At 63.5% G+C, this 22,654-nt stretch carries 20 protein-coding genes; 10 read left to right on the forward strand and 10 right to left on the reverse strand.

Annotated elements, in window-relative coordinates:
- Positions 1-171: 171 nt before the first annotated feature.
- The 4 genes from ACYVL5_RS00615 (at position 172) to ACYVL5_RS00630 (ending at position 3,332) form a co-directional block, all read left to right on the forward strand.
- Positions 172-882, forward strand: a complete 711-nt coding sequence (locus tag ACYVL5_RS00615; RefSeq protein ID WP_460593605.1) for a LolA family protein — start codon at positions 172-174, stop codon at positions 880-882.
- 112 nt (positions 883-994) lie between these two features.
- Entirely contained in the window at positions 995-1,480 is a 486-nt protein-coding gene (locus tag ACYVL5_RS00620) for a YajQ family nucleotide-binding protein (protein WP_460593606.1), read from the forward strand.
- Positions 1,481-1,483: 3 nt separating this feature from the next.
- Positions 1,484-2,842 (forward strand): MiaB/RimO family radical SAM methylthiotransferase, encoded by a 1,359-nt coding sequence (gene rimO, locus ACYVL5_RS00625; RefSeq protein WP_460593607.1) that lies wholly within the window; start codon positions 1,484-1,486, stop codon positions 2,840-2,842.
- A 70-nt stretch (positions 2,843-2,912) separates the two neighbouring features.
- On the forward strand, positions 2,913-3,332 hold the full coding sequence (locus tag ACYVL5_RS00630; RefSeq protein ID WP_250677831.1) for a TraR/DksA family transcriptional regulator: 420 nt from the start codon (positions 2,913-2,915) through the stop codon (positions 3,330-3,332).
- A 91-nt stretch (positions 3,333-3,423) separates the two neighbouring features.
- On the opposite strand, the gene ACYVL5_RS00635 is transcribed toward ACYVL5_RS00630, so the two are convergent.
- From ACYVL5_RS00635 to ACYVL5_RS00655, 5 genes are all read right to left on the reverse strand, one after another.
- Positions 3,424-4,434, reverse strand: coding sequence for a 4Fe-4S binding protein (locus ACYVL5_RS00635; protein WP_460593608.1), 1,011 nt, complete (start codon positions 4,432-4,434; stop codon positions 3,424-3,426).
- 213 nt (positions 4,435-4,647) lie between these two features.
- Positions 4,648-5,409: a tRNA 2-thiocytidine(32) synthetase TtcA gene (gene ttcA, locus ACYVL5_RS00640; protein WP_460593609.1), complete on the reverse strand. Its 762-nt coding sequence runs from the start codon at positions 5,407-5,409 to the stop codon at positions 4,648-4,650.
- Entirely contained in the window at positions 5,410-6,108 is a 699-nt protein-coding gene (locus ACYVL5_RS00645) for a nitrite/sulfite reductase domain-containing protein (protein WP_460593610.1), read from the reverse strand. It abuts the gene before it with no gap.
- Positions 6,109-6,323: 215 nt separating this feature from the next.
- Complete coding sequence (locus ACYVL5_RS00650) at positions 6,324-8,147, reverse strand: bifunctional homocysteine S-methyltransferase/methylenetetrahydrofolate reductase (protein WP_460593611.1); 1,824 nt, start codon at positions 8,145-8,147, stop codon at positions 6,324-6,326.
- A gap of 1 nt (position 8,148) precedes the next feature.
- Positions 8,149-9,789, reverse strand: a complete 1,641-nt coding sequence (locus ACYVL5_RS00655) for an inorganic pyrophosphatase (RefSeq protein ID WP_460593612.1) — start codon at positions 9,787-9,789, stop codon at positions 8,149-8,151.
- A gap of 192 nt (positions 9,790-9,981) precedes the next feature.
- Between ACYVL5_RS00655 and ACYVL5_RS00660 the strand changes: the two genes are divergently transcribed.
- Positions 9,982-10,602 carry a DedA family protein gene (locus ACYVL5_RS00660; protein ID WP_460593613.1) on the forward strand — a complete coding sequence of 207 codons (621 nt, stop codon included), beginning with the start codon at positions 9,982-9,984 and terminating at the stop codon, positions 10,600-10,602.
- A gap of 209 nt (positions 10,603-10,811) precedes the next feature.
- Here ACYVL5_RS00660 and fsa read toward each other — a convergent pair whose 3' ends face one another.
- Both fsa and folK read right to left on the reverse strand, forming a co-directional pair.
- A complete protein-coding gene (fsa, locus tag ACYVL5_RS00665; RefSeq protein ID WP_460593614.1) occupies positions 10,812-11,456 on the reverse strand; it encodes a transaldolase family protein in 645 nt (214 codons plus the stop codon).
- A gap of 141 nt (positions 11,457-11,597) precedes the next feature.
- Positions 11,598-12,086 (reverse strand): 2-amino-4-hydroxy-6-hydroxymethyldihydropteridine diphosphokinase, encoded by a 489-nt coding sequence (gene folK, locus ACYVL5_RS00670; protein ID WP_460593615.1) that lies wholly within the window; start codon positions 12,084-12,086, stop codon positions 11,598-11,600.
- Between the two features lie 201 nt (positions 12,087-12,287).
- On the opposite strand from folK, the gene ACYVL5_RS00675 reads away from it, so the two are divergent.
- Positions 12,288-12,758 (forward strand): tetratricopeptide repeat protein, encoded by a 471-nt coding sequence (locus ACYVL5_RS00675; RefSeq protein ID WP_460593616.1) that lies wholly within the window; start codon positions 12,288-12,290, stop codon positions 12,756-12,758.
- 368 nt (positions 12,759-13,126) lie between these two features.
- Positions 13,127-13,525: a YjbQ family protein gene (locus tag ACYVL5_RS00680; protein WP_460593617.1), complete on the forward strand. Its 399-nt coding sequence runs from the start codon at positions 13,127-13,129 to the stop codon at positions 13,523-13,525.
- On the opposite strand, the gene thiL is transcribed toward ACYVL5_RS00680, so the two are convergent.
- From thiL to ACYVL5_RS00695, 3 genes are read right to left on the reverse strand one after another with little or no spacing between them, the layout of a single operon-like run.
- On the reverse strand, positions 13,506-14,504 hold the full coding sequence (gene thiL / locus ACYVL5_RS00685) for a thiamine-phosphate kinase (RefSeq protein ID WP_460593618.1): 999 nt from the start codon (positions 14,502-14,504) through the stop codon (positions 13,506-13,508). The two genes, ACYVL5_RS00680 and thiL, sit on opposite strands and share 20 nt — an antisense overlap.
- On the reverse strand, positions 14,501-16,975 hold the full coding sequence (lon, locus tag ACYVL5_RS00690) for an endopeptidase La (protein WP_460593619.1): 2,475 nt from the start codon (positions 16,973-16,975) through the stop codon (positions 14,501-14,503). Before lon ends, thiL begins: the two co-directional genes overlap by 4 nt.
- Position 16,976: 1 nt before the next feature.
- Positions 16,977-17,426, reverse strand: a complete 450-nt coding sequence (locus tag ACYVL5_RS00695) for an Hsp20/alpha crystallin family protein (RefSeq protein WP_460593620.1) — start codon at positions 17,424-17,426, stop codon at positions 16,977-16,979.
- Positions 17,427-17,901: 475 nt separating this feature from the next.
- On the opposite strand from ACYVL5_RS00695, the gene ACYVL5_RS00700 reads away from it, so the two are divergent.
- The 3 genes from ACYVL5_RS00700 to ACYVL5_RS00710 all read left to right on the forward strand — a co-directional run bounded on the left by ACYVL5_RS00700 (position 17,902) and on the right by ACYVL5_RS00710 (position 22,603).
- The gene (locus ACYVL5_RS00700; protein WP_460593621.1) at positions 17,902-19,845 is read left to right on the forward strand and encodes a tetratricopeptide repeat protein; all 1,944 of its coding nucleotides are present in this window, start codon (positions 17,902-17,904) and stop codon (positions 19,843-19,845) included.
- A gap of 275 nt (positions 19,846-20,120) precedes the next feature.
- Positions 20,121-21,962: a CFI-box-CTERM domain-containing protein gene (locus ACYVL5_RS00705; RefSeq protein WP_460593622.1), complete on the forward strand. Its 1,842-nt coding sequence runs from the start codon at positions 20,121-20,123 to the stop codon at positions 21,960-21,962.
- Positions 21,959-22,603 (forward strand): MXAN_2562 family outer membrane beta-barrel protein, encoded by a 645-nt coding sequence (locus ACYVL5_RS00710; RefSeq protein WP_460593623.1) that lies wholly within the window; start codon positions 21,959-21,961, stop codon positions 22,601-22,603. Before ACYVL5_RS00705 ends, ACYVL5_RS00710 begins: the two co-directional genes overlap by 4 nt.
- Positions 22,604-22,654 lie beyond the last annotated feature (51 nt).

Here is a 22,654-nt window from a genome sequence, read left to right on the forward strand (position 1 = left end):
CCCTCCCGCCGCCACAAATGCCTTGCGCGCTTTCCGGTTGTGTGGCAGAATTTCCGGTCAAGCTTGTGGAAGCGGCAACGGGAAATCCCCGCTGCCGTTCACGCCAAACAGGAGTTCCATCACGAAGGCGACAGCGCACAGGTCGCCTTTACATCTTTTGAGAGGTGGCCTATGAAAATCGCCAAGACCGTGACCCTTTCCCTGCTCATCCTGTTGATGGGGAGCACCCTCTCGCTGGCTGCCGACCTCTCCCAGGTGGTACGCACCCTGGAGCAGGGGTACGCATCCCTGCACGACCTGAAGGCCGACTTCAGCCAGAGGACCACCATCAAGGCCATGAAGCGCGAGGAGAAGGGGGGAGGCGAGCTCTACATCAAGAAGGGAGCCGGCAAGGACGCCATGTTCCGCTTCGATTACACGAAGCCCAAGCAGCAGATCGTCTCCAACGGGAAGAAGGTCTGGTACTACCTTCCCGACCAGAAGCAGGTGATGGTGATGGACCTGGCCCAGCTCTTCAGGGACGGCAACGGGGTCGCCATGAACTACCTGACCGGGCTCGGCCACGTCTCCAAGGATTTCGACATCACCTTCGCCAAGGAGCCGCGCGACCGGAAAGGGAACTACGTCCTGGAGCTCACCCCGAAGAGCAAGAACCCGGCCATGGCCAAGCTCCAGCTGGTAATCGACGGCTCAGCGGTGGAGTCCATGGTCTCCCGCGGGGAGGCGAGCACCCCCTTCCCGGTGCTGGCCTCGACGGTGACCGACCACGCGGGCAACGTGACCAGGATGGAGTACAGCGGAGTCCGGGCCAACCGGGGGATCGACGCCGGCCGCTTCAACTTCAAGGTCCCCGCCGGGGTCGAGGTGGTGAAGGGCCGATAAACGGCTAAACATGTTGTGAAGCAGTTCTACGTTCCAAGTGAAATCCTTGGGAGTTGGAGGGTGTCAACCTAGAACGTAGAACATAGAACTTGATTTTCAGGAGGATTTCCATATGCCGTCATTCGACATCGTATCCAAGGTAGACATGCAGGAGGTCGACAACGCCGTCAACCAGGCCGTCAAGGAGATCGCCCAGCGTTACGACTTCAAGGGGACCAAGAGCGAGGTGACCCTGGAGAAGGACGCGATCAAGGTGCTGGCCGACGACGACTTCAAGCTGAAGGCCATCATCGACATCCTCCAGTCCAAGTTCGTAAAAAGGAACATCTCCCCCAAGGCGCTTCAGTACGAGAAGGCCGAGGCGGCCTCCGGCGGGATGGTGCGCCAGATGATCACCCTCCAGGTCGGCATCCCCAAGGAGAAGGCCAAGGAGATCGGCCAGATCATCAAGGAGACCAAGCTGAAGGTCCAGAGCCAGATCCAGGACGACCAGGTCCGGGTCACCGGCAAGAACATCGACGACCTGCAGGAGGTCATCAAGACCCTGAAGGCCAAGGACCTCGACATCGACATGCAGTTCGTAAACTTCAGGAGCTAGAGTTTGAGCACCAAAACCAAAGAAAAAGTGAGCCTGGTGAGCCTGGGCTGCCCCAAGAACCTGGTGGACGCCGAGGTGATGCTCGGCTACCTCTCCAAGGACGAGTACGAGATCACCACCGACGAAACCCAGGCCGACATCATCATCGTCAACACCTGTTCCTTCATCAAGGAGGCCAAGCAGGAGAGCATCGACACCATCCTGGACCTGGCCGACCGCAAGCACGACGCCCGCTGCCACATGCTGATCGTGACCGGCTGCCTCCCGCAGCGCTACCAGGAGGAGCTGGCCAAGGAGCTCCCCGAGGTAGACGTCTTCATCGGCACCGGGGACTACCCCCGCATCGCCGAGATCGTGGCGGAGAAGCGGAACACCGAGGGGCAGCTCTGCTACACCGGCGACCCGAACTTCGTCTACAACGACGAGCTTCCGCGCCTGCAGTCCTCGCCGCACTACACCGCCTACCTGAAGATCGCCGAGGGATGCTCCAACAACTGCGCCTACTGCGTGATCCCGTCCCTGCGCGGCGCCATGCGTTCCCGGCCGCTGCCGGTGCTCCTCGCCGAGGCGAGGCAGCTCGTGGAGGGGGGGGTGAAGGAGCTCAACCTGATCGCCCAGGACATCACCGCCTACGGCCGCGACCTGGCCGACCGGCCTAACCTCGAGGGGCTCGTGCGCGAGCTCGCCAAGATGGAAGGGCTCAAGTGGATCCGCCTCCTCTACGCCTATCCGGACGGGGTGACCGACTCGCTGATCGAGCTCATCAAGACCGAGCCGAAGGTCTGCAAGTACCTAGACCTCCCGATCCAGCACATAGCCGATCCCGTACTCAAGAGGATGGGGCGCCGCTCCAGCGAGGATCAGATCCGCACCCTGATCGCCAAGCTGAGGAGCGAGATTCCCGACATCGCCATCCGCACCTCGCTGATCGTCGGCTTCCCAGGCGAGACCAACGACGACTTCAAGAAGCTTCTGCAGTACGTGGAGGAGACCCGTTTCGACCGCCTCGGGGTCTTCTGCTATTCCCGCGAGGAGGGGACCCCGGCGGCCGACATGCCGGAGCAGGTCTCCGAACGGGTCAAGCGCGAGCGCCACAAGAAGCTCATGCGCACCCAGGCCAGGGTTTCCTTCAAGCACAACCGCACCCTGGTGGACAGTGAAGAGGATGTACTGGTGGAGGGATACAGCGAGGAGACCGAGCTCCTTCTCAAGGGGCGCTCGTCGCGGCAGGCACCGGACGTTGACGGACTGGTCTACATCACGGCCGGCAACGCAAATGTGGGCGATATCGTTCGACTTAAGATCACGGACTCGTCGGATTACGACTTAATCGGTGAGATAATCGAGCCGCCTTTTGCTTGACACCTTTCCACTTTGCTGTATTATTGCGTCGCTTTGACCGACGACCATTAAAACGGAGTGAATTCCAAATATGACCGAGAAACCAGAAGAAATGAAAGCGATGCTCCTCAAGATGAAAGAGGAGACGCTGAAAGAGATCAACAAGACCGTGAAGTCCGGCTCCGACGTTCCGGTCAACGAGCCGAGCGGCGACATCTACGACCAGGCATCCAGCGAACGCGACCGCGAGCTCGGGCTCCTCTTGGGCGACCGCGAGCGCGAGAAGCTTAAGAATATCGACGAGGCCCTGCTCCGTCTCGAGGAAGGGGAGTACGGCATCTGCGAGGAGTGTGAAGAGGAGATTCCGATCGGGAGGCTGAAGATCGTCCCCTTCGCCCGCCACTGCGTGAAGTGCAAGGCGGACCTCGAGAAGCAGCAGGCCCAGACCAAGCGCTTCGAAGAGGACCGCGCCTACCGCGACATCGCGCTGGGAGAGGAAGAGGAAGGGTAAGAGAAACGGAAAAGACGACAAAAAAGGGGACGGCCAACGCCGTCCCCTTTTTTTGTTATAGGTCCTCTATGAGTCCTAAACCGTCCGCCCCTCAGTGGAAGGTCTCGATCCTCTCCGGTTGCTTCGACTTGTCGAGCTTGTAGATCAGGTCCTGGTACTCCCCCCTGGTGACCGAGGTGTGCCAGTGACCGGCAACCCTCGCGACCAGGCTGCTTCCGACGAAGACGGCGACGACCAGGGCGCCGAAGACCACGCCGGGAACCACCCTCCCTCCCCGCGCCTTCAGCTTCAGCGCCTCCGGTTTCGGGCAGGCGCTCACGCAGCGCAGGCAACCGATGCACTCCTCCGAGCAGACCCGCTCCTTCTGCATCACCTCGATGTGCGACGGGCACGCCTTGTTGCACCCTCCGCACGAGATGCAGGCGCTGGCGTTGCGCTCCACCTTGACCGGGGAAAGCCGGGAAACCAGGCCGAGCAGCGCGCCGTAGGGGCAGAGGAACCGGCAGAAGGGGTTCCTGAAGAAGAAGGAGAGGAAGAAGAGGGAGGTGATCACGAAGAGCCCGATGCCGCCCAGATTCAGGAAGAAATCGAGCATCTTCACGTCGGCGATCTTGTTGAAATCGTCGGCCAGGAAGGAATTGACGTTCTCCGGCGACATCACCACCAGGATGGCGATGAGAAAGAGCGCCATCAGTAGGTACTTGACCGGTCGCAGGAGCCAGTCGAGCGGGCGCCAGACCTGAAAGTTCCTGGTCATGACCGCCTGCCCCGACTTCCAGAGCACCTCGGTGAAGGTCGAGATCGGACAGATCCAGGAGCAGAAGGAGCGCTTGAAGAAGAGGGATACCAGGATGGCGGCCAGGAACATGACCAGCGCCGCCGGGTGGATGGTGGTGATCTTCCCGGTGACCATCCAGACCTTCAGGCTCATCAGGCCGGAGATGGGGAGAAAGGCCTCCACCCCGTCAGGACGCTCGACGAAGGGTGCGTTGCTCCTGAAATGCAGGACGAACTGGTAGAAAGCCGCCCCGAGGTACAGGGAGAAAAAGAGAAAAGACCACTGGACGATTAACCTGACACGTTGAAGCCGCTTATCCGACATGTATTTCACCTTCCATTTGAAGTAGTCCCTCCCCAACAATCATTAACGCCAGCATCCGCGACTTAATCTGTCGCACCCCTCCCGTACACTCTAAACATTACCGAAAGGGAGGAGGATTCATATGGAACCGATGGTCGTAGCAGCCGTGCCGATAGTCATTTACTGCGGGTATCTGACCGTAAGGGACATCGTGGAGGATCTTCGTCAGGAAGGTTATTTCCTGGTCAAGCCACGGTCCAGCAAATGGCGCGGATGGACGTTCGAGAGCGCCTTCAAGAGGCTCTTCTTCACCATGGGATTTTCCCGCTCCAAGGTGGCCAGCAACTCCTTCATCCTCTTTCGCTGCAAATCGGCCTTCCCGCAGACCGGGCAGCAGCAGCAGACCACCGGGAACCGGTTGTTGCGCGAGAACGGGATTATCTCCTGCTCCTGAACGTAGACCAGGGGCCTGATCACCGTGGTGATACCGTTGTCGGCCAGCATGCTCGGCGACATCGCCTTGAGGCTCCCCACGAAGAACTGGTTCAAGAGCAGGGTCTCGATGAAGTCGTCCATGTGGTGCCCGAGTGCGAGCTTGTTGCAGCCTAACTGCTGGGCCAGCCCGTAGAGCGTGCCCCGCTTGAGCCGCGCGCAGATCGAGCAGTAGGACGAATTCGTGCGCCTTTTCTCGGAGATGATGTCGTAGTGCGTGGTCTTCTCCATGTGATAGGTGAAGCCATGCTCCTTGAGATGCTCCTCGATGATGTCGGCACGGTAGCCGCGGTAGCCGGAGTCGATGTTGACCGCCACCAGCTCGTAGCGTACCGGCGCCCGCCTGCGCAGGGTCTCCAGGATGTGAAGCAGGGAGTAGGAATCCTTCCCCCCCGAGACCGCCACCGCGATCCGGTCACCTTCGGAGATGAGGTCGAAGTCGGCGATCGCCTTGCCGACCCGGTTCTTGATCCTGGTAAAAAGCTGATCCTGTACTAACGCCACTCAAGCCTCCCCATCAACCGAAGCCGCCTGGCTGCCGGCCTCTCCGAGGACGGCCCGCCGGAAGGCTTCGATCCCCATCGTCTCGACGGTCTTGCCGAGGCGCTGCTCGCTCCTGGCGTTCTTGTAGAAATCGACGACCCGCGCCACGATCTCCAATACCTTTTCCTCGCTCTGCACATCGTCGACCAGGAGATCGGCCAGCCGGGGCCTCACGCCGCCGTTGCCGCCCACCACGATCCGCCATCCCTTGGCCGTGCCGATCACGCCGATGTCCTTGGTGTGGCATTCGGCACAGGCGAGAAGGCAGCCGGAGATCCCCATCTTCATCTTGTTGGGGAGCACCATCGAGTGGTAGATGGCGTCCATCTTCAGCCCGAGGGAAACGGAATCCTGGACGCCTCGCTTGCACCAGGTGGTGCCGGGGCAGATCTTGACGCTCCTGACGCAGAGGCCGATGGGGGCTCCCTGCGGTTGGGCCAGCTCGCCCCAGATGGCGTCGAGATCCTCTTCCTTGGCACCCACCATCATGATCCGCTGCGCGGAGGTGAGCTTCAGCGCGAGGCCGTACTTGTCGGCCACGTCGCAGATCTTCCGGAGGGTCGCACTGTCGGTGAAGCCGCCCGGGAAATGGGGAGCGATGGCGTAGGTTTCCCGGTCACGCTGGATGATCGCGCCCTTCTCCAGGATGTCCTTTTTCATAATCTACTCCTTGATGAGTATTTAAATTGATGCAGGTCAAAGGTCTGATGAAAACGCATCTTACTGAACCCGGCCGGGCTTGAAACACCTCCCTCACCCGCCCTTCGGGCACCCTCTCCCCCAAGACCGTAGGTCGTGTTGAACGGCTTTACCGCGAAACGCGACGATGGCCTGGCCCAGTTGGCAAGAGGTCGCGTTTCGTTTCTCAACGCGACCTACGCCTTCTCGGAGCGTTCCCGGATGAACCTCACCAGCTCCACGGCGATCGGGTATTTGCCGAAGGGGGGAATGAGGTAGAAGCCGCCGACCTTGTCCATGGCCGCTTCGATGAACTCTTTCGCGATGGCGAGCCCTTCGGCCACCCCTTCCTCGCCGCTTTTGCCGGCCATGCGGGCGCGGATCCCGTCGGGTATGACGATGCCGGGGACTTCGTTGTGAAGAAATTCGGCGTTGCGTCCGCTTACCAGCGGGAGCACCCCGGGGAGGATGGGGATGCCGACCTCGGCGGTCAGCTCGACCATCCGCTCCAGCACGGCGAGGTCGTAGATCGGCTGGGTCTGGGCGAAGGTGGCACCGTTGGCGACCTTTTTCACGAGCCTGCCGACCTGGACCTCCATCTTCTGCACGTTGGGGTTGAAGGCGGCACCGACGGTGAAACCGCAGCCGGAGCCGATCGGGTTTCCTTGGGCGTTGACCCCGCGGTTCAAGTCGCTCAGGAGCTTGATGAGGGTGAAGGAGTTCAGGTCGAAGACGGAGGAGGCCCCCGCTTCCTCCCCCATGCTGACGGGGTCTCCGGTGACGGCGAGGATGGAGGTGACCCCCAAAAGGCTCGCCCCCATCAGCTCGGACTGCATCCCGATCAGGTTGCGGTCGCGGCAGGTGATGTGGGCGATGACCTCGATCCCCGCCTCCCTGCGCACGAGCGACGCAAGCGCGATGGTGCCCATCCGCACTCGCGCGAGGGGATTCTCGGCCAGATTGATGGCGTCGGCGCCGGCCTCCTTGAGGGTCCGGCTCCCTTCCACCACCTTGGAACAGTCGAGCCCCTTGGGGGGATCGAGCTCGACGGTGATGACCTTTCGCTTACCCCACCCGGCCAGAAAGCCCGCCGCCCCGGTCTCCTTCCCTTCCCCGGGTGCTGCCGGCGGGGCCGGGACCCGCGGAGTCCGGGGCGCGGGAGCGATACCCGCGAGGCTTTTGGCCATGGCGGCGATATGCTCCGGGGTGGTCCCGCAGCAGCCGCCGATCAGCGAGGCGCCGGCCGCGGCCAGTTCCCTGGCCATGGCGGCGAAGTACTCGGGGGTGGCCCGGTAGATGTAGCGCCCCTCGAGGTACTCGGGGAAGCCGCTGTTCGGGTAGGCGGCCAGCGGAAGCGAGGTGGCGGCGGCCATCCGCTTGATGGTCGCCAATAGGGCCAGGGGGCCGGCGCCGCAGTTGGCGCCCACCACGTCGGCCCCGGCGGCCTCGAGTCTCGCCACCGCGGTTTCGGCCTCGATCCCCCCGGCGGTCCGCCCCCCCTCGCCAAAGGCAAGATTGGCCACCACCGGAAGAGCGGTCTCCTTGGCGGCGGAGACGGCGATCTCCAGCTCCTCCACCTCGGCAAAGGTCTCCAGTATCAGGAGATCGACGCCCCCCTCGGCGAGCGCAGCGGTCTGGACCCTGAAGACCTCCCGGACCTCCTCGCTGGAGAGGTCCCCCTTGCCGCGCCCGAGGGGCCCCACCGAGCCGGCCACCAGCACATCACGCCCACCGGCGGCCTGGCGCGCCAGCCGGGCCCCCTGCCGGTTGATCTCCGCCACCTTGTGGCCGAGCCCGATGGCGGACAGCTTGACAGTGTTGGCGCCGAAGGTGTTGGTCTCGATGACGCCGGCACCGGCGTCGAGGTACTCCCGGTGCAGTTCCAGCACCAGCTCGGGACGGACCAGGTTCAGGTGCTCGAAGTTCGCCTCCAGCGCCACCCCCTTGGCATAGAGCATGGTGCCGATGGCGCCGTCGCCGACCACCACCCGGGCGGCTAATCTCTCCAGGAAGGAGGCCATCTCAGTTTCCTCCCAGCACCTTCAGAAGGTGCGGAACCAGCTGCTTCTTGCGGGACATGACACCCTTCATCTCGAAGAGCTGCGGCTCGGGCTGCGGGTATCCCATGTAGCGGATGAAACGCTCTCCCCCCTCCATCATGAAGAGGGTGCTCTCGGTGGCGATGTCGGTCACCATGAGTCCCGCCATCTCCAGGTCGTCCTTTTGCCGGAGTGATGCGAGCGCCGCCTTGAGATCCTTCTTCATTGCCTCGAATTCGCTGAAACCGAAGACCTCCACCTGACCTACCCCGAACTTCAATTCGCCTTGGGAGAACTGCTTGAAGTCGGAGGAGACGACCCGCTCGGGGCTCCCGTAGCCGGAAAGCGCGCCGGAGGCGGCGAAGATTTCGGCGCCGAAGGACTCGATCTCCAGCCCGGAGATGGCCGCCAACTGAGCGGCGGCGTCCCGGTCACGCTGGGTGGTGGTGGGGGACTTGAGGATCACGGTGTCGGAGAGTATCCCGGCCAAAAGCAGCGAGGCGACGTGCGGCTGCGGGGTCACCCCCTGGTCCTGGTAGAGGGTGGCGACCATGGTGCAGGTGCTCCCGACCGGGGCGGCCAGGAAGGTGATCGGGAGGGCACTCGGGGGGTTACCGAGCTTGTGATGGTCGATGACCTCGACGATCTCGATCTCTTCGGCGCCGGGAACGGCTTGGGAAAGCTCGTTGTGGTCGACCAGGATCAGCGCGTAGGGAAGAGGGGCGAGGAGGGAGGACTTGGTGGCCACCCCGGCCAGCGTGCCGTCACCTTCCAAGGCCAGCACCGCCGACACGTGCATGAGCTTCTCTCTCAGGTGGGTCAGCGGCTCCCCGACTCCCATCGTCTCGAAGGAGGGATCGGCGAGATCGCTCACCGGGGTGGAGAGCCGGATGCGGGCGACGGTGGTCGCGGTATCGAAGGGGGTGCTGAGGATGGCCACCCCGCGCTCGGCAGCGAGCTCGACCAGGTCCTGGTCCACCGGCAGCCCCCCGGTCACCACGAGAAGCCGCACGCCGCGCTCGATGGCGGCGAGCTGGATGCTGCGCCGGTCTCCGGTCACGACCACCAGGGACTCCGGCTCGAAGGGGGAGATGCGCACCGTGAACGATTCCTCGCGCATGGCCCCCACGATGAGGTTCAGACTCTCCACCTCGATTCCCGGCTCACCGGCGAGGAAGCTTCCGCTGAGGCAGGCGGAGACCGTGGAGAGGGAGGCGGTGAGCTTGCGCAGCGACTCGGCCCCGGTGGGAAGCGAACACTCGGCCACCCGTAAAAGGGGGATCACCCCGACCGGGACCCCTGCGTTGTCGAGGACCGGGAGCATGCGGATGTTGTTGTGATGGAACAGCTCCAACGCCGCCAGGAGCGGGGCGTCGGCCGGCACCGACACCGGAGTGCGGCAGATGACGTCGCGGACCTTGGGATGGACGTCGGCCAGGTAGAGCGGCGCCTCCAGACCGAGCCGCTTGAGGAGCCAGGTGGTCTGCGGGTTCAAAGGGCCCGCCATGGCGGCGGTCACCCGCTTCTTCCCGAGTTCCCGCTTCAGCTCCGCGTACGCGATGGCCGAGGCCACCGAATCGGTATCGGGGTTCCTGTGTCCGATCACGTAGGTCTGCTTGTTCAATTAATCCTCCTGAAGGCTTTAAAGTCTTCCCTCACCCGGCCTTCGGCCACCCTCACCCGCAAGGGGGCGAGGGGTTCAGCACGTACACCCTCACTTTTAAGGGCGCGCGGGAACGGATGAAAATTTTTTGTCGTTTTTTTGGCCGGAGCCGTATAAGATGCCGGGTCGATCAATCCACGAACGGAGTTACCGATGCACGAAGCAATCGACTGGCTGGTAAAGACCATCGGGGCCATGGGGTACCCCGGCATCTTCATGCTGATGGCCATGGAGAGCTCGGTGATCCCGATCCCCAGCGAACTGGTGATGCCGCCGGCCGGCTACCTGGCCCAGCAGGGGCAGATGAGCGCACCGCTGGCCATTCTCTGCGGTACCATGGGAAGCCTGATCGGGGCCTACGCCAACTACTTCGCCGCCCGCTTCCTCGGCCGGCCCCTGGTACTGAAATACGGGAAATACGTCCTCATCACCGAGGAGAAGTTCGCCAAGGTGGAGGGCTTCTTCCTGCGCCACGGAGAGATATCCACCTTCATCGGAAGGCTCTTGCCGGTGGTGCGTCACCTGATCTCGCTGCCCGCCGGGCTTTCCGGGATGAACCACGTCCGCTTCTCCCTGTACACCATGCTCGGTGCCGGGATCTGGGTGACCGTGCTCACCTACATCGGCTACTTCATCGGGAGTAACCAGGAGCTGATCATGCGGTACTCCCACCACGCGCTGGCGATCGTGCTCATCGTCTCGGCCGTGATCGTCACCATCTACGTGAAGCTGCAGAAGAAAAAGGGGATCAAGGGCGTGAAGAGCGCCGAGTAGCCTCCCGTATACGCACCCCCATAAAGGATAAGGGCGGGTCCAAGCGACCCGCCCTTCTTTTTTGCCGGTACCGGCGCTCTTGCGCCGAGTATTCGGTCGCCACCCCTCCATCCCCACTTCTCCCCCCGTTGAAGGTTCTTCGAAGAAATCGGGGGAAGCAGGTCTCCCCCCTTGTCAAAGGGGGAACGGGAGACCGTCCTACCATCACCCTACTTGGGGACCTTCTCCCAGTCTTCCAGGAACTTCTTGATCCCGGCGTCGGTCAGCGGGTGCTTGGAGAGCTGCAGCATGACCGAGAAGGGGATGGTGCAGATGTCGGCGCCGATCAGGGCGGAGTTCAGCACGTGGATCGGGTTCCTGATGGAGGCCACGATGATCTCGGCGTGGTAGTTGTAGTTGTCGAAGATGGTCCTGATCTCGCCGATGATCCCCATCCCGTCCTGGGAGATGTCGTCCAGGCGGCCGACGAAGGGGGAGACGTAGGTGGCGCCGGCCTTGGCGGCCAAAAGCGCCTGCATCGGGGTGAAGATCAGGGTCACGTTGGTCTTGATTCCCCTGGAGGAGAGGGTCTTGGTGGCCTTGAGCCCCTCGGGGGTCATCGGGAGCTTGATGACGATGTTGGGGTGAATCTTGGCCAGTTCCATGGCCTCGGCGATCATGCCGTCGTGCTCGAGGGAAACCACCTCGGCCGAGATGGGACCGTCGACGATCTCGGTGATCTCCTTGATGACCTCTTCGAAGCGGCGGCCGCTCTTGGCGATCAGGGAGGGATTGGTGGTGACGCCGTCTACCAGCCCGAGTTCGTGTGCCTCGCGGATCTCCCGCACGTCAGCTGTGTCGATGAAAAACTTCATTACTTCCTCCAGTGTGCTTTGTGGTTGACACATAAATGCCGCAGAGCGGCCCCTCGAGGGTTTCCGTCGCGGCGTTTTCTTTTTCCGTTATCTCCGGCGCCATCCCGTAGACCGGCCGGGGGAGCATTCTCACCCTGGCTCCTAGACCCTGACCACCTTTTCCGGCGAGGTGAGCGAGGCGAGCAGGTCGGCCATGGTCTTGCCCAGGATGGGATGGCGGAGGGAGGAGTCGATATCGACCAGCGGCTGCAGCACGAAGCGGCGTTCGGCGAGGCGGGGGTGCGGGATGGTGAGCCTTGCTTCCTCGATGACCCGGCCACCGTAGAGGAGGATGTCCAGGTCCATGCTGCGCGGCCCCCACTTCCCGGAGTCGACCCGCCTGAAGACCGCGGACTCGATCTTCTTCAGGGCCTCCAAAAGCTCCAGGGGTGCGAGGGTGGTTACCAGGCGGGCGACGGCGTTGTAGAAGTTCGGCTGGGCAACGCCCCCCACCGGATCGGTCTCGTAGAAGGGGGAGAGGGCGGTGATCTTGGTTGAGGGGAGTTTTCCCAGCTCGGCAACCGCTCTCAGGAGGTTCAGCTCACGGTCTCCCAGGTTGCTGCCGAGTCCTATGTACGCGCACTCTTCCACAGCGACGAATTAGAGCACAGATCGTTTTTTTTTTCAAGCACGCGCGGTTTTCACTTCATTGCTTTGGTTGAGGGGGGAGAAGAGGCAAGGATCGCGCACCGGGTACGATTCTTTCTTTATTCTTTCCCGATGCTATAGTAAACACTATAAGACATTAATAGAGCCCCCCCTTGATCGTAATGTGAACAAGAAGGTGCCACCATGACCTCCCATCTTCATGACGATATATCTGCACTGTCGACCGGCGAGCTGTACCGGTACGGGAGCGAGGCGCTCGACGGGAAAAGATACGCCGACGCCCATCGTTTCCTGCAGGCGGCCGTCGATCGGGAACGCGACCCCGCCTACCTCTCCCAGCTTGCCCTGGCCATCATGTTGCACGTCGGCAACGTCAATCACGCCGCCTCCCTTTGCCAGGAGGCCCTGAGGAAAGAGCCGAAGAATCCCGAGCACTACCTCCGGCTGGGAATGGTATTCCTGCTCGCGCGCAGGAGAAAAGAGGCGGTGAGGATGCTGCAACTCGGTCTGCGGGCCGGCAAGCATCCCCAGATCACCCGTCTCCTCAACCAGCTCGGACACCGGAAGCGGCCGGTACTCCCCTTCCTCTCCCGCGCAAACCCGCTCAACAAGTACCTCGGGAAGCTGAGATCCCGGATCTCCGCCCGGGGGTAACGGCGCTGCGGTAGTAGGAAGTAGGGTGGCCAGCCCCCTGCCCACCACTCCCCTCGGAAGCAGTCAGACTCCGCGTGGGCACGGGGTGCCCACCCTGCCCGGCTCGCTCGTTGGCGCGAAAGGCCGGATAAACCCTCGCCCCTTCAGGGGAGTGGGTGGCCGAAGGCCGGGTGAGGGAAGATGATTTCACCCCTGCCCTCACCCCCAGCCCCTCTCCCCTAAAGGGGCGAGGGGAGTAAGGGAGCCCCAGCCCGTCTCGCCTGAAGGGGCGAGCGGCGCGAAGGGAGTGCGGGTCGCGTTGTTCCGGGGTAATGGTTGGGTGCTTGCCGGGCTTTTGCGTTGGACTTCATTGCATTGGAGGAGGGGAAATGATCCAGTACCTGACACTGAGAAGCAGGGAGAAGACTGAGCTGATCGACATCACCGCGCAGGTTGAAGACCTCATCTCCAACTCGCGGGTGACCACCGGCTGGTGCGACGTTTTCGTCCTCCACACCACGGCGGCGGTCACCATCAACGAAGGGGCGGACCCCGCCGTGAAGCGGGATATCGCCCACTGCCTCGACCGCCTGGTCCCTAACGCCCACTATTTCACCCACGCCGAGGGAAACTCCGCCGCCCACGTGAAATCGAGCCTGATAGGCACCTCCGAAAAGCTTTTGGTGGAGCGGGGCAAGCTCGTGCTGGGGACCTGGCAGGCGCTTTACTTCTGCGAGTTCGACGGGCCGAGGGAGCGCCGGGTGGCGATCAGGATTTCCGGGGAGTAGTGGAAGGGGCGAAGTGGTCGAACCCCTTCCTGGGAGGATGGTAGTCGGTGCCGTCGGGACCGATGACGCGGACCCCGCTCCCGGCGACGATCTCGCCGATGGCCGAGACCCGCAACCCGAGCTCCCGGCAGATGCGCTCGATTTCGGCGCGGTTTTCGCCGCGGGCGCAGAAGAGGAGCTCGTAATCCTCGCCTCCCGCAAGGGCCAGTCCGAACGGGTCGGGCTGGGTGATCTCCCGGTACTCGTCCGAGAGGGGGAGCCGCGCCGCCTCGACGATGGCGCCGGTCCCCGACTCTTCGCAGATGTGCCCGAGGTCGGCCAGGACGCCGTCGCTCACGTCGATCATCGCCGTCAGCACCCCCGCCTCGGCAAGCGCCACCCCGGCCGCCACCCGCGGCTGCGGGTCGAGCTGGCGGGAAACGAGATAGCCGTCCCGCGCCCCTTCCTGGAGAAGACGCAACCCCACCGCCGCATCCCCCACCGTTCCCGTCACGAAGACCAGGTCACCGGGCGAGGCCCCGCTGCGCTTGGCCACCAGCTCCGGGCGCTGTTCGCCGAGCGCCGTGATGGAGATCGCCATCCCCCCCTTCGACGCGCAGGTATCCCCACCGGCCAGGGTCACCCCGAACCGCTCGGCGGTTTCCAGGATGCCGGCCATGAATCCTTCCACGACGTCCATGGCGGCGTCGGTGGGGAGGGCTATCCCCAAGAGGAACTGACGGGGGTGGGCCCCCATGGCGGCGAGATCGGAGAGGTTGACGGCCAGCGACTTGCGGCCGAGCGCCCGCGGGTTTCCGAAGGCGAGGTCGAAGTGGACCCCTTCCAGCAGCATGTCGCAGGTGATGAGGGTGAGGGTATCGGGGGTGGGTAACAGGGCCGCCGCGTCGTCCCCGATCCCGAGCGGGACCGAGGGCGAAGCGGCAACACGGCTGGCGATTCTGTCGATCAGGCCGAATTCGCCCAGTTCTGCGAGTTTCAAGCCTTACCCCCGGCGCTGACCGGCCCCTTGCCGGCGGGGACGACCATCCGGCTCCGTCCCGCTTTCGGCTTGGCCGGCGAGGCCTTGGGAGGCTTGGAGGACTTGGCGGCCGCGGCCTCCTTGGGAGGGAAGCTCTCCAGGGCGACGTTCAGGACGTCGTCGATGGTGGAGGCGGTGACGATCTTGAGCTTCTTGAGGATGGTCTTGGGGACGTCCTCGAGGTCCTTGAAGTTCTGGACCGGGATCACCACGGTGGTGACGCCGAGGCGGGCCGCCGCCAGGATCTTCTCCTTGAGGCCGCCGATCGGGAGCACCTTGCCGCGCAGGGTGATCTCGCCGGTCATGGCGACCTCTTTTCTGACCGGTGTCTTGGTGAGGGCCGACACCAGGGCTGTGGCCATGGTGACCCCCGCCGAGGGGCCGTCCTTCGGGATGGCGCCGGCCGGGACGTGCACGTGGATGTCGTAGCTGGAGAGGAAGTCCTCCGGGAGCTTCAGGTCGGCCGAACGGGTGCGGATGTAGGAAAGGGCGGCCTGCACCGACTCCTTCATGACATCGCCCAGCTGGCCGGTCAGGGTGAGCCCCCCCTTCCCTTTCATCACGGTCGCCTCCACGAAGAGGACCTCCCCACCCACCGGGGTCCAGGCGAGACCGGTGACCACGCCGATCTCGTTTCGCTCCATCTCCTCCTCGCGGAGAAACTTCGGCGGCCCCAGGTACTTGGGTACCGTGGCGGCGGTGATGTGGAACTGCTTCTCCCCCTTCTCGGCGACCTTGCGGGCCACCTTGCGGCAGACGGTACCGATCTCGCGCTCCAGGTTCCGAAGCCCCGCCTCGCGGGTGTACTTGGAGATGATGGTACGCAGCGCCTCCTCGGAGAAGTTGACGATCTCCTCGGTGATGCCGTTCTCCTTCACCTGGCGCGGCACCAGGTAGCGCTTGGCGATCCCGAGCTTCTCCTCCTCGGTGTAGCCTGAGAGGGTGATCACCTCCATGCGGTCACGTAAGGGTCCCGGCACGGTGTCGATCTGGTTGGCGGTGGCGATGAACATCACGTTCGAGAGGTTGAACGGGAGGTTTATGTAGTGGTCGGAGAAGCTGTTGTTCTGCTCCGGGTCGAGCACCTCGAGAAGCGCCGAGGAGGGATCGCCGCGGAAATCGGAGCCGAGCTTGTCGAGCTCGTCCAGCATGAAGACCGGGTTGTTGGAGCCCGCCTGCTTCAACCCCTGGATGATGCGGCCGGGAAGCGCCCCCACGTAGGTGCGCCGGTGGCCGCGGACCTCGGCCTCGTCCCGCACCCCCCCCAGGGAGATGCGGACGAACTTTCTCCCCATGGCGCGGGCGATGGACTTGCCCAGGCTGGTCTTGCCGACCCCCGGAGGGCCCAGGAAGCAGAGGATGGGGCCCTTCATCTTCTTCTTGAGCTTCCTGACGGCCAGGAACTCGAGGATACGCTCCTTGACCTTCTCCAGGAAGTAGTGGTCCTCGTTGAGAATCTCGGAGGCGCGGTTGATCTCGAGGGAGTCCTTGGTGGATTTGGACCAGGGGATGTCGACCAGCCAGTCGAGGTAGGTGCGGAGCATGCCGGCCTCGGCGGCATCGGGATGCATCTGCTCCAGGCGCCCCAGCTGCTTCAGGGCCTCCTTCTCCACCGTCTGCGGCATCTTGGCGCTCTCGATCGACTTCCTTAATTCGGCGATCTCCTCGCTCCGCGCGTCGGTCTCGCCAAGCTCCTGCTGGATGGCGCGCAGCTGCTCGCGGAGGTAGTACTCGCGCTGGCTCTTCCCCATCTCCTCCTTGGCGGCCGACTGGATGCGGGCCTGCATGTTGAGGAGCTCGCTCTCCTTGTTGAGGTAGTCGTTGACCTTCCTCAGCCTTTCGAGGGGATCGATCACCTCCAAAAGCCCCTGGGCCTCCTCGACCTTGAGGCCGATGTTGCTCGCCACCAGGTCCGCCAGGCTCCCCGGCTCCTGCATGTTCTCGACGATCACCATCACCTCGGGGGAGACCGCCTTGCCGAGCGCCACGATCTTGCCGAGCTCCTCCTTCACGGTGCGGATGAGCGCCTCGGCCTCCAGGCTGTTCTCCTGGGACGCCGGCTCGAGCACGCGGTCGATGCGGACCGAGTAGAAGGGCTTTTCGGCCAGGTACTCGGTGACCCGCGCCTTGGTGAGCCCCTGGACCAGGATCTTGACCCGGCCGTCGGGAAGCTTCAGCATCCGCATGATCATCGCCACGGTGCCGACCTGGTAGATGCCGTCGGGGGACGGCTCCTCGTCGGCCACGTCCCGCTGGGTGGCGAGAAAGATCATCCGGTCCTTGGAAAGGGCGTAATCCACTGCATTTATCGAGATCTCCCTCCCGACGAAGAGGGGGAGGATCATGTACGGGTACACGACCACATCCCGCACAGGTAAAAGCGGCAGAACGTCCGGTATGTTCAGCTCTTCGGTTTCCTGCCTGTTTTCCATCTTAATCTCCTTGCTCAATGGGGATCTCCCGTATGTGCGATTTGCTCTCCCTGCACCAGGGGAAGACCACGGTTAAAAGGCCGCGCCGGTAGCGGGCCCGCACCCGGTCCAGGTTAACGCCGGGGGGAACCTCGATGGTCCTCGAGTAGCGGCCGTTCGAGCGCTCCAGGCAGATGTAGTTGACTCCGCCCCCCGCCTCGTCGCGCGCCGCGGCCTCGATCACCAGCGCGGAACAGCAGACGCTCAGGGTGATGTCCTCGGGGCGGCAGCCGGGGAGCTCGACCTCCAGGACCAGGGAGTCCGGGGTCTGATACATGTCGATCAGCGGGGAGACCTCCTGCTCGGCCAGGTTCTCCTTCCCGTCCAGGGTGGAAAGGTAGCGAAAGATCTCATCCATCTGCTGGCGGAACAGATCCAGCCACTCCAACGGCTCCTTCGGTATCACCGGCATGCTTGCCCCTTGGTGCTCGTACCGCCTTCCCTGCGGCTTTTTGTCAGCGAAAAAGACCGGCCAAAATGCCCCTTGGCGGCCGGTCCAGTTGATTTAACCATCTTTATCATGAAAGTCAAGGTAATCCGCCCTCATCAGCGGCCGGTCCCAAGCGCCACAATGAGAATCAAAAGAAACCGTTTTCATTCATCTTTTCGCGATTGCGATTGAATTATCGCTAGGGGATGTGTATAATCCGGCAACCCCGTTGGCCGTCAGCCATTTGGCGATCCGGCCGCACCGCCCGAAGAGGCGATGCCACCCCGTTGCGGGCCGCCGGGAGCCTTGTTTTTCCTCACCACGAGCAGCAGCACCGGACGCCGGATCCGCTCCCCGAACCTGGCGGCGCGTCCCAAAACCAGGAGGCGGCCCGATCGCAACGACGCGGCCGAGTTTCCGCCCCGACCACACCACCAGCATCATCAAAGGGCCATACATGAAAAGATACGCAGTCTGCACATCGCTCCTCGCGGTGACCCTCTTCGCGACCGGTTTCACCTGGCCGTTCCAGGGCTCCAACAGCTGCCGCGACGCCAAAAGGATGATCATGGAGCTCTCCCCCACGGCGTCGGAGTCCAAGCGGGCCGACACCGAAAAGCGGGTGATCGAGCTCTGCCCCAACGGCGCCGCCGGTCACTTCCTGAAGGGGCTCCAGCTGGAGCGCAGCGGCAACGCCGACGCCGCCATCCAGGAGTACCGCGAAACCCTGACCATCGATCCCGACTTCTATCCCGCCAGCGGCAACCTCGGGCTCTTGCACCTGAAGAAGGGGGCGAGCGAAGAGGCGGCGGTGGAGCTCTCCGCCGGGCTCAAGGCGGGGGATCCCCGCTACAACGCCGGCATGGCCCGCATCCTGGCCCAGAAGAAGCTCTACCAGCTGGCCATCTTCCACTACAACGAGGCGCTCGCCGGCTTCCCGGACGATCCCGCCCTCCACGCGGAGCTGGCCGCCGCCTACCAGGCGAGCGATTCGACCCAGAAGGCCGAGCAGGAGTACCGTAAGGCCCTGGCCATCCAGCCGGGGAACGCCGGGGCACGTCTCGGGCTCGGGCAGCTGCTGCTCGCCAACGGGGAGACCGACAAGGGGGTCAACGAGCTCAAGCAGGCCGCCCTGGCCGATCCCGGCAACAAGGAGATCCACCGGCTTTTGGCCGAGGGGTACGCCAGGAAGGGCGACCAGAAGAACGCCGACTACGAGCGGGTGCTGGCCGGGATCGCTCCCAGCAGGCCGGAGACCCGCCCGGCGGTCGACCACATGGCGCTGGGCGACGAGTATAAGAAGAATAAAGATTACGTGATGGCGATCTCTGAGTACCGCATGAGGCTTGCCGAGGAGCCCAACGACCCGGCGGCCATGCAGCGCCTGGGGGACTGCCTTTTGGCCAGCGGCCAGGACGAGGAGGCGATGCGCTACTACCGCGAGGCGCTTCGCAACAAGGCGGAGAACCCGCAGCTCCATTTCAACCTCGCCACCATCTATGAGCGCAAGGCGCTTTTGGACGAGGCGGTGGTCGAGTACCGCCAGGTGCTGACCGCCACCCCGGACAACGAGGAGGCCCGCCAGCGGCTGGCCGACATCTACACCCTGCGCGGAAGCTTCCCGCAGGCCCTCGAGCAGTACAAGGAGCTCGTCAAGCGCAAGCCGGCCGACCCGATCACCCAGCTGAAGCTCGCCCGCGCCTACGTCAACGCGAAGGATCTCCCGGCCGCCACCGACGCGTACGAGGCCGCCATCAAGCTCGACAAGGACGCGCTCGAGGCCCATCGCGAGCTGGCCAACCTCCAGAAGCGGCGCAACCTCCCCGAAGAGGCCGCCAAGGAGTACCAGGAGGTGCTGCGGCTCAAGAAGGACGACAACGAGGCCCGCACCGCCCTGACCGCCATCTACGTCAAGAACAAGAACTACGACCAGCTGGCCGCCCTGCTGAAGGAGGGTGTCGAACTCGCCCCCAACGACCCCAACGCCCACTACAAGCTCGGGCTCGTCTACGAGTTCAAGAAGGATTACGACAACGCCACCACCGAGTACCAGGAGGCGGTGAAGCTGAAGCCGGACCACGCCAAGGCCTTGAACGCCATGGGACGGGTCCAGATGAAGAACGGCCGCATCGCCGAGGCCAAGGCCTCGCTGGAGGCCGCCCGCAAGGCGGACCCCGAGCTCGAGGAGCCGACCGTCCTTTTGAGCAACATCAAGGACGAGCTGACCCCCGAGCCGCGCAGCCACCGCAAGCACTACGCCTCCAAGAAGTCCAAATCCCACAAGGTCAAGAAAGGGAAGAAGGGGAAGAGGGAGCAGGCGAGTTCCGGCGAAGAGAAGAAGAGCAAGAAGAGCAAGAAGTCCAAGAAGTCCAAGAAGAGAAAGAAACACAGCGAAGAGTAACTCTGCTGGTCAGCGGGCAGCCCCATTCCGGGCTGCCCCTTTTTTTGCCCGATCCTCGCCAACTTTCCGGTGGCGTGCTGAGCGGGAGGTTGGCCATGGTAGTGGGAGGAGCGTAGGGAGAGAGCGGAAATCGGCGGTGGTCGTTTTTTTAGCCGGGGCGGCCGTTAAAAGAGTTTGAAATTTTTTCTTTCTTTGTCATAATCGCCCGCTAAATGAAAGGAGACCAACTTGCATCTCGTTTCGAAACCCGCACCTGCCCATCGAGGGACTCGTTCATGAAGGCCGCCGCCTGGTGGAAACGCCTTTTTTGTGCAGGCTCGCTGGTAGCGGCAGTGGTTGCCCCCGGTGTGGCCGCCGCCACCACCCAGACGCTTACCGTGGGGGCGACGGGGGATTATCCCACCATCCAGAACGCCATCCAGCACGCCATCAGCGCCTACGCCGCCGACAATTCCCTCAGTTTCATCATTTCCGTCCAGCCCGGGACTTACTCCGGTTCCGTCACCCTCAACAACACCAGCCTCAACGGCATCTCCATCGTGGGGGCCAGCACCGCCAATACGTTCATTAACGGCAGCGGGACGGTGTTCACCGTCAGCGGCGGAATGAGAAACGTCTCCATCAGGAAGTTCACCTTCACCGGCGGCTCGGTAGCCATCTCCCTCAACGGCAGCCAATCGACCAATATCCAGAACTGCATCTTCAAGCAGGTGGGGACCGCCATCCAGAACACCGGCTCCAGCGCAACCGCCGTGGTCAACAACACCTTCTACAACAACTCCATCGCGATCAGCACCAATTCCGATCTCACCATCATCAACGACCTCTTCGACCTTAACAGCAGGGCGATCGACTCCCAGGTGAACATCACCCATCCCACCTACAATGCCTTCTACGGCAACGGGAGCAACGGGATCACCTTCACCACCAGCGATCAAAACCTTCCCGACACCGATCACCCGCAGCTCGATCCCCTCTTCGCGAACCCGCCCGACGACCTGCACCTGCAAAGCGGCTCCCCCTGCCGGGGTACCGGGGACGTGGCCCAGTATCCGAACTCGTTCGACTCCTCGAGCTCGGACATCGGTGCCTACGGGGGGCTCTTCTCCGACCAGGTCACCTACGGACCGCCGGTGGTGACCGGGCTCGCCTCTTCGATATCATCGAAAACCGCCCCCGGCACCGTCACCCTCGACTGGAACGCCAGCACCGACTCCCAGGTCACCGGGTACAGGCTCTACTACCGCGACTCGGCCGGACAGGGGATCCAGGCAGCCGAAGGGGCTTCCGGGGCCGTGGTGGTCACCACCAACCACGCAAGCCTCACCTTCGACTCGTACCCGCCGACCCCCTCGGCCCCGGCCAACCCGCCAGTGGTGACCATCACCCCGGGCGACCGGGTCTTGCATCTCTCCTGGCCTGCGGTTCCCGGGGCCACGGACTACCAGATCTACTACAGCACCACGAGCTTCGACTCCACGTCTCTGCCGGCGCCGACGGTCCCCCTAACAACGGCGACCTCCTACCAGATCACCGGGCTCACCAACGGGACCACCTATTACGTGGCGGTTCAGCCGATAGCCCAGGCGGCCTTGTACTTCCGGGTCACTGCCGTCATCGACCGGACCGCCGCCTCGGCCCCCGGCAGCGCCAACGAGAGCGACCTTTCGACCGAGATAGGGCAGATCGTCGGCGACCCCGTGCCGGGACCGGTGTCGTCCGTCGGCAGCGATTTCCCCGAGCAGACCTCCGCCTTCCCCGACGTGAAGGGGCAGGGGTGTTTCATCGCCACCGCCGCCTACGGGTTCTACTCCGCTCCGCAGGTCCAGGCGCTTCGGCAGTTCAGGGACCGGTACCTGATGACCAACGCCACCGGCCGGGCCTTCGTCGCCTGGTACTACAAGCATGGCCCTAAGGGCGCCGCCTACCTGCGGACCCATCCCTGGCTGAAGGGGCCGGTGCGGGCCATTCTCTTCCCGTTGGTCGTCCTGGCCCTGTTCATGATCTACGTCCCGCCGCTTATGAAGATCGCCATGATCATGACGGCGGTGGTCGTCGCGGACCACGCCCACCGTGAGGCGCAAAGAAAGCGAATCTCCAGGAGGACGACGGCGTGAAAAAGTTGATCCTGGTCTCCCTCCTGCTCCTGCTTCCCACCTTGGCCCTCGCCGAGCAGGCACCCGAGCGCCCGCACTGGTCCCTCGAATTCAAAGGCGGGGTCCAATTCCCGGACGCGGGCGACTGGTCCCGCTTCTACGGCAACAGCTACTTCGGGGAGTACGGAGGGGCAGTGGCCTACAAGGTGAGCAGGAACATCGAGGTCGGTGTGGAGTCGACGTACGGACGGGCCAAGGGGAGGGGGCAAATGACCCAGCACGCCCTGCCGGGGGGGAACGTGACTTGGCAGCAGGTGCCGGTCAACGTCTTCGTGCTTGTGCGCGGGGTGTTCGACGAACAGCAGTGGCTGGTCCCGTACCTGGGGGGCGGCTACACCAGGATGTTTTACCGGGCCGATATCGAGGGACAGGGGCGGACCGAGGGATCGGTCGACGGCTTCCATGCCCGCGGCGGGCTGCAGTTTCTTATGGACCGCCTGGAGCCGGAGCCGGCCAGGAACCTCTGCCGCGACTTCGGCATCGCCCATACCTACTTCTTCACCGAGGCGAGATACACCCGCGCCATGGCCGACACCACCTCCGGTGGCTCGGTCAACATCGGCGGCACCAGCTGCCTCGGCGGCCTTCTCTTCGAGTTCTAGCCCCCCTTCCCCGCCAACAATCCATCCATTGTATTTACCCTCGCCCCCCTT

The organism is Geomonas sp. Red276 (assembly GCF_054784495.1).

What these genes read in the sequence shown, in the direction of transcription:
- ACYVL5_RS00615 (WP_460593605.1), top strand. Translation starts at nt 172, where the DNA reads ATGAAAATCGCCAAGACCGTGACCCTTTCCCTGCTCATCCTGTTGATG.
- ACYVL5_RS00620 (WP_460593606.1), top strand. Translation starts at nt 995, where the DNA reads ATGCCGTCATTCGACATCGTATCCAAGGTAGACATGCAGGAGGTCGAC.
- ACYVL5_RS00630 (WP_250677831.1), top strand. Translation starts at nt 2,913, where the DNA reads ATGACCGAGAAACCAGAAGAAATGAAAGCGATGCTCCTCAAGATGAAA.
- ACYVL5_RS00635 (WP_460593608.1), bottom strand. Translation starts at nt 4,434, where the DNA reads ATGTCGGATAAGCGGCTTCAACGTGTCAGGTTAATCGTCCAGTGGTCT.
- ACYVL5_RS00645 (WP_460593610.1), bottom strand. Translation starts at nt 6,108, where the DNA reads ATGAAAAAGGACATCCTGGAGAAGGGCGCGATCATCCAGCGTGACCGG.
- ACYVL5_RS00650 (WP_460593611.1), bottom strand. Translation starts at nt 8,147, where the DNA reads ATGGCCTCCTTCCTGGAGAGATTAGCCGCCCGGGTGGTGGTCGGCGAC.
- ACYVL5_RS00660 (WP_460593613.1), top strand. Translation starts at nt 9,982, where the DNA reads ATGCACGAAGCAATCGACTGGCTGGTAAAGACCATCGGGGCCATGGGG.
- fsa (WP_460593614.1), bottom strand. Translation starts at nt 11,456, where the DNA reads ATGAAGTTTTTCATCGACACAGCTGACGTGCGGGAGATCCGCGAGGCA.
- ACYVL5_RS00675 (WP_460593616.1), top strand. Translation starts at nt 12,288, where the DNA reads ATGACCTCCCATCTTCATGACGATATATCTGCACTGTCGACCGGCGAG.
- ACYVL5_RS00680 (WP_460593617.1), top strand. Translation starts at nt 13,127, where the DNA reads ATGATCCAGTACCTGACACTGAGAAGCAGGGAGAAGACTGAGCTGATC.
- lon (WP_460593619.1), bottom strand. Translation starts at nt 16,975, where the DNA reads ATGGAAAACAGGCAGGAAACCGAAGAGCTGAACATACCGGACGTTCTG.
- ACYVL5_RS00695 (WP_460593620.1), bottom strand. Translation starts at nt 17,426, where the DNA reads ATGCCGGTGATACCGAAGGAGCCGTTGGAGTGGCTGGATCTGTTCCGC.
- ACYVL5_RS00700 (WP_460593621.1), top strand. Translation starts at nt 17,902, where the DNA reads ATGAAAAGATACGCAGTCTGCACATCGCTCCTCGCGGTGACCCTCTTC.
- ACYVL5_RS00705 (WP_460593622.1), top strand. Translation starts at nt 20,121, where the DNA reads ATGAAGGCCGCCGCCTGGTGGAAACGCCTTTTTTGTGCAGGCTCGCTG.